General features: G+C 69.6%; 11 protein-coding genes. 5 read left to right on the plus strand and 6 right to left on the minus strand.

Going from position 1 to position 15786, the window contains the following annotated elements:
- Positions 1-4: 4 nt before the first annotated feature.
- Positions 5-2335, minus strand: coding sequence for a DNA translocase FtsK (locus ACBJ32_RS25305; RefSeq protein WP_357870316.1), 2331 nt, complete (start codon positions 2333-2335; stop codon positions 5-7).
- On the opposite strand from ACBJ32_RS25305, the gene ACBJ32_RS25310 reads away from it, so the two are divergent.
- The gene (locus ACBJ32_RS25310) at positions 2334-2570 is read left to right on the plus strand and encodes a hypothetical protein (protein WP_375128793.1); all 237 of its coding nucleotides are present in this window, start codon (positions 2334-2336) and stop codon (positions 2568-2570) included. The two genes, ACBJ32_RS25305 and ACBJ32_RS25310, sit on opposite strands and share 2 nt — an antisense overlap.
- 12 nt (positions 2571-2582) lie before the next feature.
- Here the strand turns inward: ACBJ32_RS25310 and ACBJ32_RS25315 are convergent, their stop codons facing one another.
- Both ACBJ32_RS25315 and ACBJ32_RS25320 read right to left on the minus strand, forming a co-directional pair.
- Positions 2583-3197: a response regulator gene (locus tag ACBJ32_RS25315; RefSeq protein WP_357870311.1), complete on the minus strand. Its 615-nt coding sequence runs from the start codon at positions 3195-3197 to the stop codon at positions 2583-2585.
- Positions 3194-7210, minus strand: a complete 4017-nt coding sequence (locus ACBJ32_RS25320; RefSeq protein ID WP_375128794.1) for a HAMP domain-containing protein — start codon at positions 7208-7210, stop codon at positions 3194-3196. The genes ACBJ32_RS25315 and ACBJ32_RS25320 overlap by 4 nt, the downstream gene beginning before the upstream one ends.
- 95 nt (positions 7211-7305) lie before the next feature.
- On the opposite strand from ACBJ32_RS25320, the gene ACBJ32_RS25325 reads away from it, so the two are divergent.
- Complete coding sequence (locus ACBJ32_RS25325; RefSeq protein ID WP_375128795.1) at positions 7306-9768, plus strand: SpoIIE family protein phosphatase; 2463 nt, start codon at positions 7306-7308, stop codon at positions 9766-9768.
- Here the strand turns inward: ACBJ32_RS25325 and ACBJ32_RS25330 are convergent.
- From ACBJ32_RS25330 to ACBJ32_RS25340, 3 genes are all read right to left on the minus strand, one after another.
- Positions 9761-10696 (minus strand): aldose epimerase family protein, encoded by a 936-nt coding sequence (locus ACBJ32_RS25330; RefSeq protein WP_357870305.1) that lies wholly within the window; start codon positions 10694-10696, stop codon positions 9761-9763. The two genes, ACBJ32_RS25325 and ACBJ32_RS25330, sit on opposite strands and share 8 nt — an antisense overlap.
- Positions 10693-11655, minus strand: a complete 963-nt coding sequence (locus ACBJ32_RS25335) for a LacI family DNA-binding transcriptional regulator (protein WP_357870303.1) — start codon at positions 11653-11655, stop codon at positions 10693-10695. Before ACBJ32_RS25335 ends, ACBJ32_RS25330 begins: the two co-directional genes overlap by 4 nt.
- Positions 11656-11749: 94 nt before the next feature.
- Positions 11750-12544: an NAD-dependent epimerase/dehydratase family protein gene (locus ACBJ32_RS25340; protein WP_375128796.1), complete on the minus strand. Its 795-nt coding sequence runs from the start codon at positions 12542-12544 to the stop codon at positions 11750-11752.
- A gap of 135 nt (positions 12545-12679) precedes the next feature.
- On the opposite strand from ACBJ32_RS25340, the gene ACBJ32_RS25345 reads away from it, so the two are divergent.
- The 3 genes from ACBJ32_RS25345 to ACBJ32_RS25355 are packed head-to-tail and all read left to right on the plus strand — an operon-like array spanning position 12680 to position 15773.
- Positions 12680-13990, plus strand: coding sequence for an extracellular solute-binding protein (locus ACBJ32_RS25345; RefSeq protein ID WP_375128797.1), 1311 nt, complete (start codon positions 12680-12682; stop codon positions 13988-13990).
- A complete protein-coding gene (locus ACBJ32_RS25350) occupies positions 13987-14916 on the plus strand; it encodes a sugar ABC transporter permease (protein WP_357870295.1) in 930 nt (309 codons plus the stop codon). The genes ACBJ32_RS25345 and ACBJ32_RS25350 overlap by 4 nt, the downstream gene beginning before the upstream one ends.
- Positions 14913-15773 carry a carbohydrate ABC transporter permease gene (locus ACBJ32_RS25355; RefSeq protein WP_357870293.1) on the plus strand — a complete coding sequence of 287 codons (861 nt, stop codon included), beginning with the start codon at positions 14913-14915 and terminating at the stop codon, positions 15771-15773. The genes ACBJ32_RS25350 and ACBJ32_RS25355 overlap by 4 nt, the downstream gene beginning before the upstream one ends.
- The last annotated feature ends 13 nt before the right edge of the window (positions 15774-15786 follow it).

The following is a 15786-nucleotide window of genomic DNA, read 5'->3' on the forward strand; positions in this document are numbered from 1 at the left end:
GGGGTCATTCGCCACGCAGATCCGCCAGCAAACCCGGCAGATCGTCGGGCTTGACGAGCACCTCGCGCGCCTTGGAGCCCTCGCTCGGGCCCACCACGTTCCGGCTCTCCAGCAGGTCCATCAGCCGCCCCGCCTTGGCGAACCCGACCCGCAGCTTGCGCTGGAGCATGGACGTCGAGCCGAACTGCGTGGTCACGATCAGCTCGGCCGCCTGGATCAGCAGGTCGAGGTCGTCGCCGATGTCCTCGTCGATCTCCTTCTTGACCGGCGCGGCCGCCACGTCCTCGCGGTACTCGACCTGCATCTGCTCCTTGCAGTGCGAGACGATCTCGGCGATCTCCTTCTCCGAGACGAACGCGTTCTGGATGCGGATCGGCTTGCTGGCCCCCATGGGCAGGAACAGCGCGTCACCCTGGCCGACCAGCTTGTCGGCGCCCGGCTGGTCGAGGATGACCCGCGAGTCGGTGAGGCTGGAGACGGCGAAGGCGAGCCTGGACGGCACGTTCGCCTTGATCAGGCCGGTGACGACGTCCACCGACGGCCGCTGCGTGGCGATCACCAGGTGGATGCCCGCCGCCCGGGCGAGCTGGGTGATCCGCACGATCGAGTCCTCGACGTCGCGCGGGGCCACCATCATGAGGTCGGCCAGCTCGTCCACGATCACCAGCAGGTACGGGTACGGCTGGTAGACGCGCTCGCTGCCGGGCGGCGGCTGCAGCTTGCCCGCCCGCACGGCCTTGTTGAACTCGTCCACGTGCCGGAACCCCGACGCCGCCAGGTCGTCGTAGCGCCGGTCCATCTCGCCCACGACCCATTCGAGGGCCTCGGCGGCCTTCTTCGGGTTCGTGATGATGGGGGTGATGAGGTGGGGGATGCCCTCGTACACGCTGAGCTCGACGCGCTTGGGGTCGACCAGCACCATGCGCACCTCGTCGGGGGTGGCGCGCATCAGGATGGACGTGATCAGGCCGTTGACGCAGACCGACTTACCGGCGCCGGTGGCGCCCGCGATGAGCAGGTGGGGCATCTTGGCGAGGTTCGCGACGATGGTGCGGCCCTCGACGTCCTTGCCCAGGCCGACGATCATCGGGTGGTGGTCGGCCTGCGCCACCTGGGAGCGCAGCACGTCGCCGAGCGCCACCAGGTCCTTGTCCGCGTTCGGGATCTCCACCCCGATCGCCGACTTGCCGGGGATCGGGGACAAGATGCGGACATCTGCGGATTTGACGGCGTAGGCGATGTTCTTGGTGAGCGCGGTGACCTTCTCCACCTTCACCGCCGGCCCGAGCTCGATCTCGTAGCGGGTGACCGTCGGGCCCCGGGTGAACCCGATCACCTGCGCGTCGATGGCGAACTGCTCCAGCACGCTGGTCAGCGCGTTCACCACGGTCGTGTTGGCCTTGGTCTGCGGCTTCGGCGCGGTGCCCGGCTTGAGGTACTGCAGGTCGGGCAGGCTGTACGGGCCCGCCTGCGGAGACAGGACGAGCTGCTCGACCTTCCGTGGCGCGGGCGTCGGCTCCGGCGGCTCAGGACGCCTCTCAGCCTCGGGAGCGGGCGCCTCCTCCTCGTCGGCCAGCCCGGGCACGATCTCCGGCGAATGATCGCTCTTCTTGTCCTTCTCCGCGATCACCGGGGTGTCGTACGGCTTGACGCTGTCTTCGCCCTCTTCCGGCTTCTTCGCCCTGACCCGCTTCCTGGCGGCGGGCTTGGCCGCGGCGTCCGTCTCGGAGTGCCGCTCGAACAGCATGTGCTTCAGCTCGGACAGCCGCTCGGGGATCCGGTGCACGGGCGTGGCCGTGATCACCAGCACCCCGAACCCGGACAGGAGCAGCAGCAGCGGGATCGTCACCCACGGCGGCAGGATGCTCATCGGCGGCGCCGACACGATGAACCCGACCATGCCGCCGGCCTGCGACACCTTGTCCATGCCCTGGCCCTCACCGGCCGGGTACGGCGTGCCGTTGGCCACGTGGATCACCCCGAGCACGCCCACCATCAGCGCCGCCCAGCCGATCACCATCCGCCCCGTGTCGGCGTTCTGGTCGGGATGGCGCAGGTAACGCCAGGCCAGCAGCCCGAGCAGCAGCGGCAGCGCCCACGCCAGCGAGCCGAACACGCCGCGCACGGTGGCGTTGACCACGCCGGCCACCGCCCCCTCGGAGTTGCGCCACGTCATGGCCGCCAGCACGATCGCGCCCGCCAGCACCGTCAGGCCCACCCCGTCGCGCCGGTGCGCCGGATCGAGCTCCTTGGCGTTCTTGCCCAGGGCCCGCGCCGCGCTGCCGACGCCGTTGGCGAACAACATCCACAGCCCGACGATCAGTCTGCCGATCATGGTGAAGACCCAGCTGATCGGGTCCTGGTGGGTCATCGAGGGCTTGCGGCCGGAGGCGGCTCCCTTCGCCCTGGGTCGTCCCGCCGACGCGGCCCCGCGCTTGGCGGGGGTCGAACGGGACGAGGTCGACCGCTTCGCCGGCCCCTTCGATGCGCTTTTCGGCGTACGGGTGGCCATGATGCCAAAGGTACGACGGAGACACCGCGGTACGCGCGGAGGCTCGCCGATGTCCTGACGGACGGGAGGGTCATTCCCTGGCGCGGACCGTCGAGACCGCCTCGAAGGCGGTCTGCATGGCCGCCACCCGGTCGGTCAGGTCCTTGACCGCCTCCCGCACCCCCTCGTCCCCGGCGGCGCCCTCCGACAGCCCGTCCAGGCGCGCCTCGACCGCCCCCAGCCGCCGCGCGAACCCGGACAGGGCCTCGTTGTCGCTGACGAGCTGGGCCAGCAGCGCCGCCTGCTCCATCAGCACCGCGCTCTTCCTGAACAGCTCCATGAACACCGCCACCTTCGAGCGCAGCACCCACGGGTCGAACGGCTTGGTGAGATAGTCGACGGCGCCCACCGCGTACCCGCGGAAGGCCGCGCCCGAGTTGGGCTCGGTGCCCGTCAGGAAGATGATCGGCACGTCGCGGGTCTGGTCGAGCCGCTTGATGTGGGTGGCGGTCTCGAAGCCGTCCATGCCGGGCATGAGCACGTCGAGCAGGACGACCGCGAAGTCGTGGCGCAGCATCAGCTTCATCGCCTCCGGCCCCGACCTGGCCTTGAACAGCAGCTGCTGCAGCGGCCGCAGCACCGCCTCCAGCGCGACCAGGCTCTCGTCGTTGTCGTCCACCAGCAGGATCTTGACCTGTCGGTTCATCCGTCCCCCTTCCGTTCGCCCGCGAGCCACCCGCGCATCACCTCCAGGAGCTGGTCGAGGTCCACGGGTTTGGGCACGTAGTCGGACGCGCCGCAGGAGATCGTCTTCTCTCGGTCCCCCGGCATCGCCTTGGCCGTGAGCGCGATGATCGGCAGGTCGGCGAAGCGCGGCAGCTGCCGGACGGCGACGAGGGTCTCGTAGCCATCCATCTCGGGCATCATCACGTCCATGAGGACCAGCGCGATGTCCTCCTCCCGCTCCAGCGCCTCGAGGCCCTCCCTGCCGTTCTCGGCGTAGACGATCTCCATGCCGAGCCGGCCGAGCACGTGGGTCAGGGCGTAGACGTTGCGGATGTCGTCGTCCACGATGAGCACCCGCCGGCCCGCCAACGCCGCGCCGAGCGGGCCCTGCCTGAGCCTGCTCAGCTTGGAGGAGGAGTGCCACGGGTCTTCGCCGTCGGCCTGCCAGCCGGGCGGCGGCGTGCTGGGCTCGGCGGGCTCGGGCGGCGGCTGCTCAGGGCCGCTGGCGGCGCATCCGCCCGGCACGTACAGGGTGAACGTGCTGCCCTGGCCGGGGGTGCTGATGGCGTGGATCTCGCCGCCGAGCAGGCGGGCGATCTCGCTGCTGATCGACAGGCCCAGGCCGGTGCCGCCGTACTTGCGGCTGGTGGTGCCGTCGGCCTGCTGGAAGGCGCCGAAGATGACCGGGAGCTTGTCGGCCGCGATGCCGATGCCGGTGTCGTGCACCGCGAAGCAGAGCATCGGCCGGCCGTCGGGGTCGGGCCTGTCCTCGGCGACGGAGACCGTCAGGCGCACCTCGCCCACGGAGGTGAACTTGACCGCGTTCGACAGCAGGTTGCGCAGGATCTGCTGGAGCCTGCGCTCGTCGTTGAACAGCTCGCGGGGCGTGCCGGGGGCGACCTCGATCTCGAACGTCAGCCCCCGGTCCACGGTGAGCGGGCGGAAGGTGGCATCGACGTAGTCGAGCAGCTTGCTCAGCGGCAGCTTCTCCGGGCGGACGTCCATCCGCCCGGCCTCGATCTTGGACAGGTCGAGGATGTCGTTGATGAGCTGGAGCAGGTCGCTGCCCGCGTTGTGGATCGTGCTGGCGAACTCGACCTCCTGCTCCGACAGGTTCCCCTCGGGGTTGTCGGCCAGCAGCCTGGCCAGGATGAGCAGGCTGTTGAGCGGCGTGCGCAGCTCGTGCGACATGTTGGCCAGGAACTCCGACTTGTAGCGGGAGGAGGTGGCCAGCAGGTGGGCCTTCTCCTCCAGCGCGGCATTGGACTTGCGCAGCTCGGCCTGCTGGCGCTGCAGCTCGTCGGAGCGGCCCTGGAGCTGCTGCGCCAGGCGCTGCGACTCCGACAGCAGCGCCTCGGTGCGGGCGTTGGCGATGATGGTGTTGATCGCCACGCCGATGGTGACCACGAACTGGTCGAAGAAGGCCAGGTGCACGTCGCTGAACCGGCTGAACGAGGCCAGCTCGATCACGCCCAGCACCTTGTCCTCGAAGACGATGGGCAGCACCACCACGCTGGCGGGCGCGGCCTCGCCCAGCCCCGAGTGCACGGTGATGTAGCCGGGCGGCACGTCCTCCAGCAGGATGCGCTTGCGCTCCAGCGCGGCCTGCCTGATCAGGCCCGGCCCCGGGGTGGCGGGGCCGGGCAGCACGTCGTGGGCGGCGCCGTAGCCGGCGATGTAGGCCAGCGAGCCGTCGACCGAGTCGGCGTCGGCCAGGAAGAAGGCGCCGTACTGGGCGCTGACCAGCGGCGTCAGCTCGCGCAGGATCAGGTCGGCGACCTCGACGAGGTTGCGGTGGCCCTGCATGAGCCCGGCGATGCGGGCCAGGTTGCTCTCCAGCCAGTCCTTGGCGCGGGTGGTCTCGCGCAGGTTGGCCACCATGAGGTTGACGTTGTTCTTCAGCTCGGCCACCTCGCCCTTGGCCTCGACGCTGATGGCCCGGCTCAGGTCGCCCTGGGCGACGGCGCTGGCGACCTCGGCGATGGCGCGCACCTGGGTGGTGAGGTTGCCCGCGAGCTGGTTGACGTTCTTGGTGAGGCGCTCCCAGGTGCCGTAGACGCCCTCGACCTCGGCCTGGCCGCCCAGCCTGCCCTCCGAGCCGACCTCGCGGGCCACCCTGGTCACCTCGGAGGAGAACGACGAGAGCGTGTCGACCATGGTGTTGATCGTGGTCTTGAGCTCCAGGATCTCGCCCCGGGCGTCCACGTCGATCTTCTTGGACAGGTCGCCGTTGGCCACGGCGGTGGCGACCTGGGCGATGTTGCGGACCTGGCTGGTGAGGTTGGAGGCCATGAAGTTCACGTTGTCGGTCAGGTCCTTCCACACCCCCGACGCACCCCGCACCTGCGCCTGGCCACCCAGCCGCCCCTCCGTGCCCACCTCACGGGCGACCCTGGTCACCTCGTCGGCGAACGCGGACAGCTTGTCCACGGTGGTGTTGATGGTGTCCTTGAGCTGCAGGATCTCCCCGCGCGCGTCCACGGTGATCTTCTTGGACAGGTCGCCGTTGGCGATGGCGGTGGTGACCATGGCGATCGAGCGCACCTGGCTGGTGAGGTTGGAGGCCATGAAGTTCACGTTGTCGGTCAGGTCCTTCCACACCCCCGACACCCCCCGCACCTGCGCCTGACCACCCAGCCGCCCCTCCGTACCCACCTCGCGCGCCACCCGCGTCACCTCGTCGGCGAACGCCGAGAGCTGGCCCACCATCGTGTTGACGGTGTCCTTGAGCTGCAGGATCTCGCCCTTGACGTCCACGCTGATCTTGCGGCTGAGGTCTCCCTGGGCGACGGCGGTGGCGACCTGGGCGATGTCGCGTACCTGCTCGGTGAGGTTGGAGGCCATGAAGTTCACGTTGTCGGTCAGGTCCTTCCACACCCCCGACACCCCCCGCACCTGCGCCTGGCCACCCAGCCGCCCCTCCGTACCCACCTCGCGCGCCACCCGCGTCACCTCGTCGGCGAACGCCGAGAGCTGGCCCACCATCGTGTTGATGGTGTCCTTGAGCTGCAGGATCTCCCCGCGCGCGTCCACGGTGATCTTCTTGGACAGGTCGCCGTTGGCCACCGCGGTCGTCACCTGGGCGATCGAGCGCACCTGGGTGGTGAGGTTGGAGGCCATGAAGTTGACGTTGTCGGTCAGGTCCTTCCAGGTGCCGAGCACACCCTTGACCTCGGCCCGGCCGCCGAGCTGGCCCTCGGTGCCGACCTCGCGCGCCACCCGGGTCACCTCGCTGGCGAACGACGAGAGCTGGTCCACCATGGTGTTGACCGTCAGCTTCAGCTCCAGCAGCTCGCCGGTGGCCTCGACCGTCACCTGCCTGGTCAGGTCGCCCCTGGCCACGGCGGTGGTGACGACCGCGATGTCGCGTACCTGCGCGGTCAGCCGCCCGGCCATGGCGTTGACCGCCTCGGTCACGTCGCGCCAGCTGCCCGACATGCCCTGCACCTTGGCCCGCCCGCCGAGCCGCCCCTCGGTGCCGACCTCGCGCGCCACCCTGGTCACCTCGCCGGAGAAGAGCGCGAGCTGGTCCACCATGCGGTTGACCGCCTTGCCCATCAGGCGCAGCCCGCCACGCAGCGGCCGGTCGTCCTCCTGCAGGTCCACCCGCTTGGACAGGTCGCCGTCGGCGACCGCGTTGAGCACCCTGGTGGCCTTGGCCATCGGGATGACCAGCGCGTCGACGATGGAGTTGACGGCGGCCACGTTGACCGCCCAGCCGCCCGTGCCGGGGCTGGGGTCGAGCCGCTCGTCGAGCCGCCCCCGCCTGGCGACCTCGGTGCGCAGGCGGGTCAGCTCGTTCGACAGGTGCTCGTTGCGGTCGACGACCTGGTTGAAGACGATCGCCAGCTCGGCGAGGAACGGGTCGTCGGGCGGATCGAGCCTGCTGCGGAAGTTGCCGTCGCGCAGCCCCTGCAGGGCCACGAGCAGCGGACGGAGCTCCGCGGGGTGGAGCGATCCAGCACGGTGGGGGGAGTCCAACTGCGCGACCATGGCGGCCTTCTTCACAACTGGAGGTATCAACGGCATCAGTCTGCCACCCTGAGAGTGACCGAACTGCCACATCGAGTGATGTTCTAGGACGCAGAGTGGACACGACCAGGGTGTCGAGCACGGCCTTCGACGGCACTCCCCATGCACCGGCGCACGCGCGCAAGTTCGTCCGGCAGGTGCTCGGCGAATGGCGCCTGAGCCATCTCACCGAGGACGCCGTGCTGCTGACCAGCGAACTCGTCACCAACGCCGTGGTGCACGCCGGCACCGGCGTCGAGCTGACCTGCCGCCTGGACATGGACGCGAGCCCGCCCAAACTCGAGATCGAGGTCGACGACCACCACCCCACGCGCGCCCTGCCGACCGGCGAGCCCGCGCCCGCCGACGGCTCGCTGCCCACCTCGGGCCGCGGGCTGGCGCTGGCCGGCATGCTGGCCGACGCCTGGGGCGTCACCTACACCAGGACCACCAAGCGCGTCTGGGTGCGCATGGAGCTGGGCGAGGGCTGCGACATGCAGGACCACGTGTCGTGCCCGCCCTGCCTGGTCCCTGGACCTGTCGCGCCGCCCCTGGAGACCCTGCACGTCGGCGTGGTGATCTGTGACCTCGACGGGGTCGTGGAGTCGTGGAACCCCGAGGCGGAGCGGCTCCTCGGCTGGCGGGCCGAGCAGGCCGTCGGCCGGTCGCTGAAGGAGCTGGTGGCCTGGCGCGGCCACGGCCCGTACGCGCTGTCGCTGACCGACACGCTCAGCCTGGGCCGCTGGCGGGGCGAGGCGCGCATGAGGCACCGCGACGGCTCGCTCGTCCCCGTCTACGTCTCCCAGCTGCGCGCACGCGGGCACGCGGGCGAGCGCCGGGCGATCTGGATGGTGGTCTCCAGCGACCACCGCTACGTGCTGACACCGCCGTCGGCGCCGCTGCGCAGGGAGGCGGGCCGGCGCATCAAGGACCTGCTCGACCGGGACATGCCGCTCACCGAGCTGCTGGCCACGATCGCGCAGATCGTCCAGGTGTCCAGCGGCGGCGACGCCGCGTACGTGCTGCTGGCCACGGAGGGCGGCAGCCGGTTCGGCGTGGCGGCGGGCGTGGGCGCGACGGCGGGGCTGGTGGGCGTGCTGGCCACCGGCGTGTTCGGCGCCGACAGGAGGTCCCCGATGATGATCGAGGATCTGCTGGCCGGCGACGTCGAGCTGGCCCAGCAGCTACGGGCCAGGTCCTTGGCGTGCGCGCCGCTGCTCGTGGCGGGCGAGGTGGTGGGCTATCTCGTGGTCACCGACGCCCAGCCGAGCCGGTTCGACCAGGAGCTGACGGTCAGCCTGCAGCACATCGCCGACCAGGTGGCGGTGACCGTGCAGCGCGAGCGGCTGGCCGAGCAGGACCGGGCGCACCGGGGGCGGCTGTCGTTCCTGGCGGAGGCGGGCGAGCTGCTGGCGGGCGTGCACGACGAGGAGCTGATCGCGGCGCTGACCGCGCAGCTCGTGGTGCCCAAGATCGCCACGTGGGCGGCCGTCTACCTGACCGATCTGGCCGGCATGACGAGGCTCGCCCACGTCTGGCACAGCGAGGAGCGCCACAACGCCGACCTGCGCAAGTCGCTGCCCGCCATCCCCCGCACGGCGCTGACCGAGGTGAGCTGGCCGGTCGGCCAGGAGAACGTGCTGGCCTTCCCGCTGCTGACGCAGGGCAGGTCGCACGGCGCGCTGGTGATCGGCCGGTCCGAGCCGACGCTGCCGCTGGAGCTGGCCGACCTGCTGGCGGACCTGTGCCGCCTGGTGGCGCTCAACCTGCACACGGCCATGCTCTACACCCGGCAGGCCACCACCTCCCGGGTGCTGCAGCGCAGCCTGCTGCCCATGCGGGTGGCGCCCATGCCGGGCCTGGAGTCCGCAGTGGTCTACGAGCCCGCCGAGGAGGGCGCGGACGTCGGCGGCGACTTCTACGACCTGTTCACGGTGGCCGACCACTGGTGCTTCGCGCTGGGCGACGTGTGCGGCAGCGGCCCCGAGGCGGCGGCCGTCACGGGGCTGGCCAGGCACGCCGTCCGCCTGCTGGCCAAGGAGCACTACACCGTGGCCGACATCTTCGACCGGCTCAACCACGCGCTGCTGGAGGAGGGCGAGGAGGGCAGGTTCCTCAGCCTGCTGTGCGGGGAGCTGACCCCGCTCCCGCAGGGCGGCGCGCTGTGCACGATCGCCTCGGCCGGCCATCCGCCGCCCCTGCTGCTGCGGCCCGGCGGCGAGGTCCAGGCCGTGGCCACGCCGCAACTGCTGCTCGGCATCGAGTCCGGCGCCAGGTTCTACGTGGAGTCGTTCGAGCTGGCGCCGGAGGAGGTGCTGCTGTGCGTCACCGACGGCGTGACCGAGCGGCGCGACGGCGACCGGCTGCTGGACGACGGCGACGGGCTGTCGAAGCTGCTGTCCACCTGTACGGGGCTGAGCGCCCACGCGGTGGCCGAGCGGGTACGGCACGCCGTCGAGACGTTCGCCGCCGAGCCGTCGCAGGACGACGTGGCCCTGCTGGTGATCAAGGCCAACGCCGGGCTGCGGACGGTCAGATGAACCTGTACGTGGTGGTGGACGTGCGGCGCTCGCCGGGGCGCAGCACCGTGGAGGGGAACTGCGGCTGGTTCGGCGCGTCGGGGTAGTGCTGCGTCTCCAGGCACAGGCCGGCGAACGGCCCGTACGGCGTCGCGACCCCGTCCAGCATGCCACCGGCGTAGAACTGCACGCCCGGCTCGGTGGTGGTGACCTCCATGGTCAGCCCGCCCGCCGTCACCTTGACGGCGCCGCCGTCGAGGACGAAGCAGTGGTCGTAGGCGCCGTCGTACCGCTCGCCCACCGCGTGCGGCTCGGTGAAGTCGAACGGCGTGCCCTTGACCGGCGCGGGCTCGCCCGTGGGGATCTTGTCGTCGTCCACCGGCAGGTAGTGCTCGGCGTCCATCTGGACGACGTGGTCGAGCACGTCGCCGCCGCCCTTGAGGTTGAAGTAGGAGTGGTTGGTCAGGTTGACCACGGTCGGCGCGTCGGCCTCGGCGGTGTAGTCGATGCGCAGGGCGTCGTCGGCCAGCGTGTAGGTGACCGAGGCGGTCAGCGCGCCGGGGAAGCCTTGGTCGCCGTCGGGGCTGGTCAGCGTGAGCGTCACCGACGAGCCGGTGCGCTCGGCGATCGTCCACACCTTGCTGTCGAAGCCCTCGACGCCGCCGTGCAGGCAGTTGGGGCCGTTGTTGGCCGGCAGGGTGAACTCGACGCCGTCCAGGGTGAAGCGGGCGTTCGCGATGCGGTTGCCGTACCTGCCGACGACGGCGCCGAAGTAGCGGCTGCGGGTGCGGTAGTCGTCGAGCGTGTCCAGCCCGAGCACGACGTTGACCCCGGACACCTCCAGCGTGCGGATGATGGCGCCGTAGGTGAGCACCTCGGCGCGCAGCCGTCCTGACGACAGCTCTACGCGCTCGACCTGCTGGCCCGATGGCAGCGTTCCGAAGATCATGTCTGTGCCCTTCCCGTGGACTCGCGGACAATGAGGGCGGTGTCGAGGGTCACTGTCGCGCCCTCGCCTCCCGACTGCAGCAGCAGATCGACGGCCATCCTCCCCGCCTGCACGGCCGGCATGGCCACCGTGGTCAGCTTGGGCCGGTTGAGCCGCCCCGGCAGGATGTCGTCGAACCCGATCACACTTATCTGGTCTGGTACCCCTATCTCCATCGCCGCCAGCCCCTCGACGAGGCCGAGTGCGACGAGGTCGTTGTAGGCGAGCACCGCGGTCGCGCCGCAGGCGGCCACCTCGGGGGCCACGGCCAGGCCGCCTGACTCCGTGGGCTGGTTCGGGCCGAAGAAGACCAGGTCGAGCCCCGCCGCCTCGGCGGCCACGCCCTGCATCTCGTTGCTGGTCCACGAGCCGATCGGCCCGGACACGAGCGCGATCCTGCGGTGGCCGAGCCCTGCCAGGTGGTCGAGGGCGAGCCTGGCGCCCTGTGCGACGTTCATGAGCACGGCGGGCATGCCCTTGATGCGCCGGTTGACCACCACGAAGGGCACGTCCTCCGCCAGCCGCTCGATCATCTTGTTCGACAGGCGCGGGCTGCACAGCAGGACGCCGTCCACCTGCTTGGTGAGCGTCCTGATGAGCTCTTCCTCGACCCGCGGGTCCTCGTCGGTGTCGGCCACGAACACGTGGTAGTCCCGCCCCCTGGCCTGCGCCTGCGCGGCCTTGATGAGGGGCGGGAAGAACGGGTTGGAGATGTCGGCCACGATCAGGCCCATGTTGAACGTGCGTCCGGTGGTCAGCGCCCTGGCCGCCCGGTTGGGCCGGTAGCCGAGATCGTCGGCCGCGGCGAGCACGCGGCTCCTGGTGGCAGGATTGACCAGGTGCGGTGCGGAGAAGGTACGGGACACGGTGGACACATGCACGCCGCAGGCGCGCGCCACGTCCTTGATCGTCGCCGCCATCGCCGCCCTCCCTTGCAAACGGTTGCCAGACTAAACCTTGACCTTCGGGGGTCGTGCCGTCAAGGTTCTTGCAACCGGTTGCCGAGGGTTCAGCTCACCATTTCCCGCCGAGTTCGTTCAGCGTGAACACCCCGCCGGCGCGGTCGTGCAGCGGCTGCGACAGGTCGGGCTCGCCCTGCTCCGCGATGAGGGCGGCGGCGAAGGGCTCGGAGGAGTCGCGCGAGTCGTACCCGATGGACTTGGCCTCCTCCAGCGACCACCAGCGGCGCGGGCTGTCGGAGACGCCCCAGACGACGTGGTAGCCGGTCGCCGCGAGCCCGGCCTCGACCAGGCGGGTCAGGTCGTCGGCGGAGATCCACGTGGCCAGCCCGCGCGTGTCGGCCGGGCCCTCGTTGCAGGTGCCGAGCCGGATGACGGTGACGTCCATGCCGAACCGGTCGTGGTAGAGGCTGCCGAGCGCCTCCATGACGACCTTGCTGACCCCGTAGAACGTGTCGGGGCGCGGGAAGGCGTAGTCGGGCAGGTCCGCGCCGCCCTCGGGCCTGGTGTGGAAGCCGGCCGCGTGGTGGCTGCCCATGAGCACGACGTGCTGGACACCCTCCTTGTACGCCGCCTCCATCAGCACCTGGGTCCCGTTGATGTTGGCGTGCACGATGTCGGCCCACGGATGTTCCCGGCTCTGGCCGCCGAGGTGCAGCACGGCGTCCACGCCCTTCATCGCCTCGGCCATGGCGTCGGGATCGGCCAGATCGGCCGTCACCCACTCCTCGCCCGGCCCGGGATCGACCGGATGAATATCGGAGAGCCGCAGCGTACGGCCCTCCTGTGCGAGACGCGGGCGAAGCAGCGTCCCGACCTTTCCCGAGGCCCCTGTCATGAGAATGCGCATGCATCATGATGTACACGAATCTGGGCGACTTTCACATCCTTGAATATTGACCGTGAGCCATGCCACTCGTTACGTTCGCAGGCACACATCCAAGTCTTCGACTCACGTCCATGTATGTGAACAGGAGGCGGTCTGATGTCACGTCGTCTGCTGGGAGTCGCGATCATGACGACTCTGGCCGTTGGACTGACAGGCTGCGGTTCCGGTGATTCATCAAGTTCGGACAACACTCTGGAGATCTGGATCAGGCAGGCGCCCGATTCCGACTCCGCCAAGACCGCCAAGAAGCTCGCTGACGCCTTTACCAAGGCCAGCGGGGTGCCGACGAAAGTTGTAGCACTTTTCGACGACTTCGAAACCAAACTGAACCAGCAGGCGGCACAGAAACAGCTTCCTGACATCGTCATCAACGACACCGCCCAGCTCGGCAACATGCAGACGCAGGGCTGGCTCCAGGAAGTCGACAAGGCTTCCCTGGCCGGCGGCGACGCGCTGGCCGAGACCGCGTGGAAGGCCGCCACGGGCAGCGACGGCAAGTACTACGCCGCGCCGTTCTCCGCCCAGGCGTTCGCGCTGATCGTCCGCAAGGACTGGCGCGAGAAGGTGAAGATGGAGCCGCCCGCCACCTGGGAGGACCTGTCCAAGCTGGCCGTCGCGTTCACCGAGCAGGACCCCGACGGCAACGGCCAGAAGGACACCGCCGGCTTCGTCGCCCCCGCAGGCACCAAGCGCGGCTACGCCTCCTGGTACGCCTCCTCGCTCATCTACGCCAACGGCGGCGACTTCATCAAGGCCGCCGGAGGCGGCAAGTACACCGCCACCGTCAACGACCCCAAGACCGTCGAGGCCGTGCAGTACCTGCAGGACCAGTTCTGCAAGACCAAGACCGTCAACCCCGGCGCCGTCAGCAACGACACGACCGTCACGCACGAGGTGTTCGAGAAGGGCCAGGGCGGCATCTACCTGGTCGGTCCGTACGTGCTGGCCCGCTTCGTCAACAGCATCGGCGCCGACAAGATCGAGGTCCTGCCCGTGCCCAAGGGCCCGTCCGGCGGTCCCGGCACGCTCGGCGAGGGCGAGAACGTCTACCTCATGGCCGGGTCGCAGAACAAGGACGCGCAGAAGAAGTTCGCCGAGTACGCGATCTCGCCGGAAGGCCAGCGGATCGGCATGAACAAGGACGCCAACGGCGCCATCGTCCGCCTGCCCGTGAACACCACGGTGGACATGTCCGCCGAGCGCCAGGACCCGCGCTGGAAGGTGTTCCAGGAGTCGTACGCGCACGCCGTCTACGCCCCGCCGGTGCCCAACTGGGCGCCCATCCGCCAGACCTCCGCCGACACCATCAACGCCGTCTGGGCCGACTGCACCGCCAACGTCAAGACGGCGATGGATGAGCTCAACACCAAGCTCACCCAGGAACTGCAGAGCCAGAAAGCGTCATGACCTCCACCCTCGCCCCGGCGTCGCGCCGGACGGCGTCCCCCGGCCACCCGCCGAAATCGGTGCGGTGGCGGGGGCCGCTGATCGCCTGGCTGTTCCTGGCGCCAGCGCTGCTGCTCTTCCTGTACTTCAAGTTCATCCCGATGTTCGTCGGGTTGTGGAAGAGCCTGTTCAAGGTCCAGACGTTCCTCGGTGACGAGTGGGTCGGGTTCCAGAACTACGAGACGATCATCTCCGACTCCGAGTTCGGCGCCGCCATCTGGCACAGCATCGTGCTGGCCCTGGGCACCACGGTCGGCTCCATCGTGCTCGGCCTCGCCCTGGCGCTGCTCATCGAGGGCCCCGCCCGCTACCTGTGGTTCGTCAGGACCGCGGCCTTCCTGCCGGTCGTCACCACGATGGCGGCCGTGGCCGAGGTGTGGCGCATCATGTTCCACCCGGCCGACAACGGCATGCTCAACATCGTCATCGGCTGGGTCGGCGTCGATCCCCAGCCCTGGCTGGCCAGCGAGAACTCCTCGCTGTGGTCGATCATGCTGATGAGCATCTGGCGCGGCACCCCGTACGACATGATGATCTTCCTTGCCGGGCTGGTGGGCGTGGATCGCACCCTGTACGAGGCCGCCGCCGTGGACGGGGCCTCGACCTGGCGGCGGCTGCGGCACATCACGCTGCCGGCGCTGCGGCCGGTGTTCTGGATCCTGTTCACGCTGGCCGCCATCCGCGGGCTGCGGGTGTTCGTCGAGGTGTACGTGCTCACGAACGGCGGGCCGAACGGGTCGTCCGAGGTCCTGATGACGTTGATCTACAAGCTCGGCTTCCAGAAGAACGAGCTCGGGGTGGCTTCGGCGGGCGGCATCGTGCTGTTCCTGGCCACGCTGGCGCTCACGGTGATCGTGCAGGTGCTGCGGAAGAGGCAGGCGTCATGAGGTTCGACAGCGCCCTGGGCCTGGAGTCACGGCGCGGCCCGCTGGCGACCACCGGAAAAATCATCATTTATGGCCTCATGGTGGTCGTCTTCACCGGTCCCCTGGTCGGCCTCCTCATGAGCGCCTTCAACAAGACCCTGGACCCGACCTCCTTCTCGCTGTGGCCGGACGAGTTCACCCTGGAGAACTTCGTCCAGGCCAAGGACAAGAACGTCTACCTCTACCTGCTCAACTCCTTCATCGTCGTGGGCTTCGGCCTCCTGCTGCAGATGCTGGTGAGCGTCTTCGCGGCCTACTCGCTGGCCCGCAAGAAGTTCCGCGGCATGACGTTCGTGATGCTGCTCATGCTCACCACGATGATGCTCCCCGAGGAGATCATCGCGATCCCCCTCTCCCTCGTCCTGGCCGACCTGCCGGTGCTGCACCTCAACCTCATCGGCACCTACGCCGGCATGATCCTGCCGGTCGGGGCCTGGGGCTTCTCGATCCTCGTCATGACGGAGTTCATGAAGGAGGTGCCGGTCGAGCTGGAGGAGGCGGCCCGCATCGACGGCGCCGGCGAGCTGCGCATCTTCGCCACGATCATCGTGCCCCTGTGCCGCCCGGCCCTCGGCGTGATCGGCGTCTTCGGGTTCACCATGATCTGGGACCAGTACCTGCTCCCCTTGATCGTCGCCCCGGAGTCGGACATGTGGACGCTGCCCATCGCGCTACGCTCGCTCCGGTCGGACGAGGAGGTCGGCATCGGCGTCCTGCTGGCGGCCTCGCTGCTGGCGCTGCTGCCGTCGATCATCGCCTTCCTGGCGTTCCAGCGGCAGTTCATGCGCGGCCTGACAAGCGGCGCGGTCAAGGGTTAGGCGTCCATGTATC

Source organism: Nonomuraea sp. GTA35, assembly GCF_041950525.1.
Classification (GTDB): Bacteria; Actinomycetota; Actinomycetes; order Streptosporangiales; family Streptosporangiaceae; genus Nonomuraea.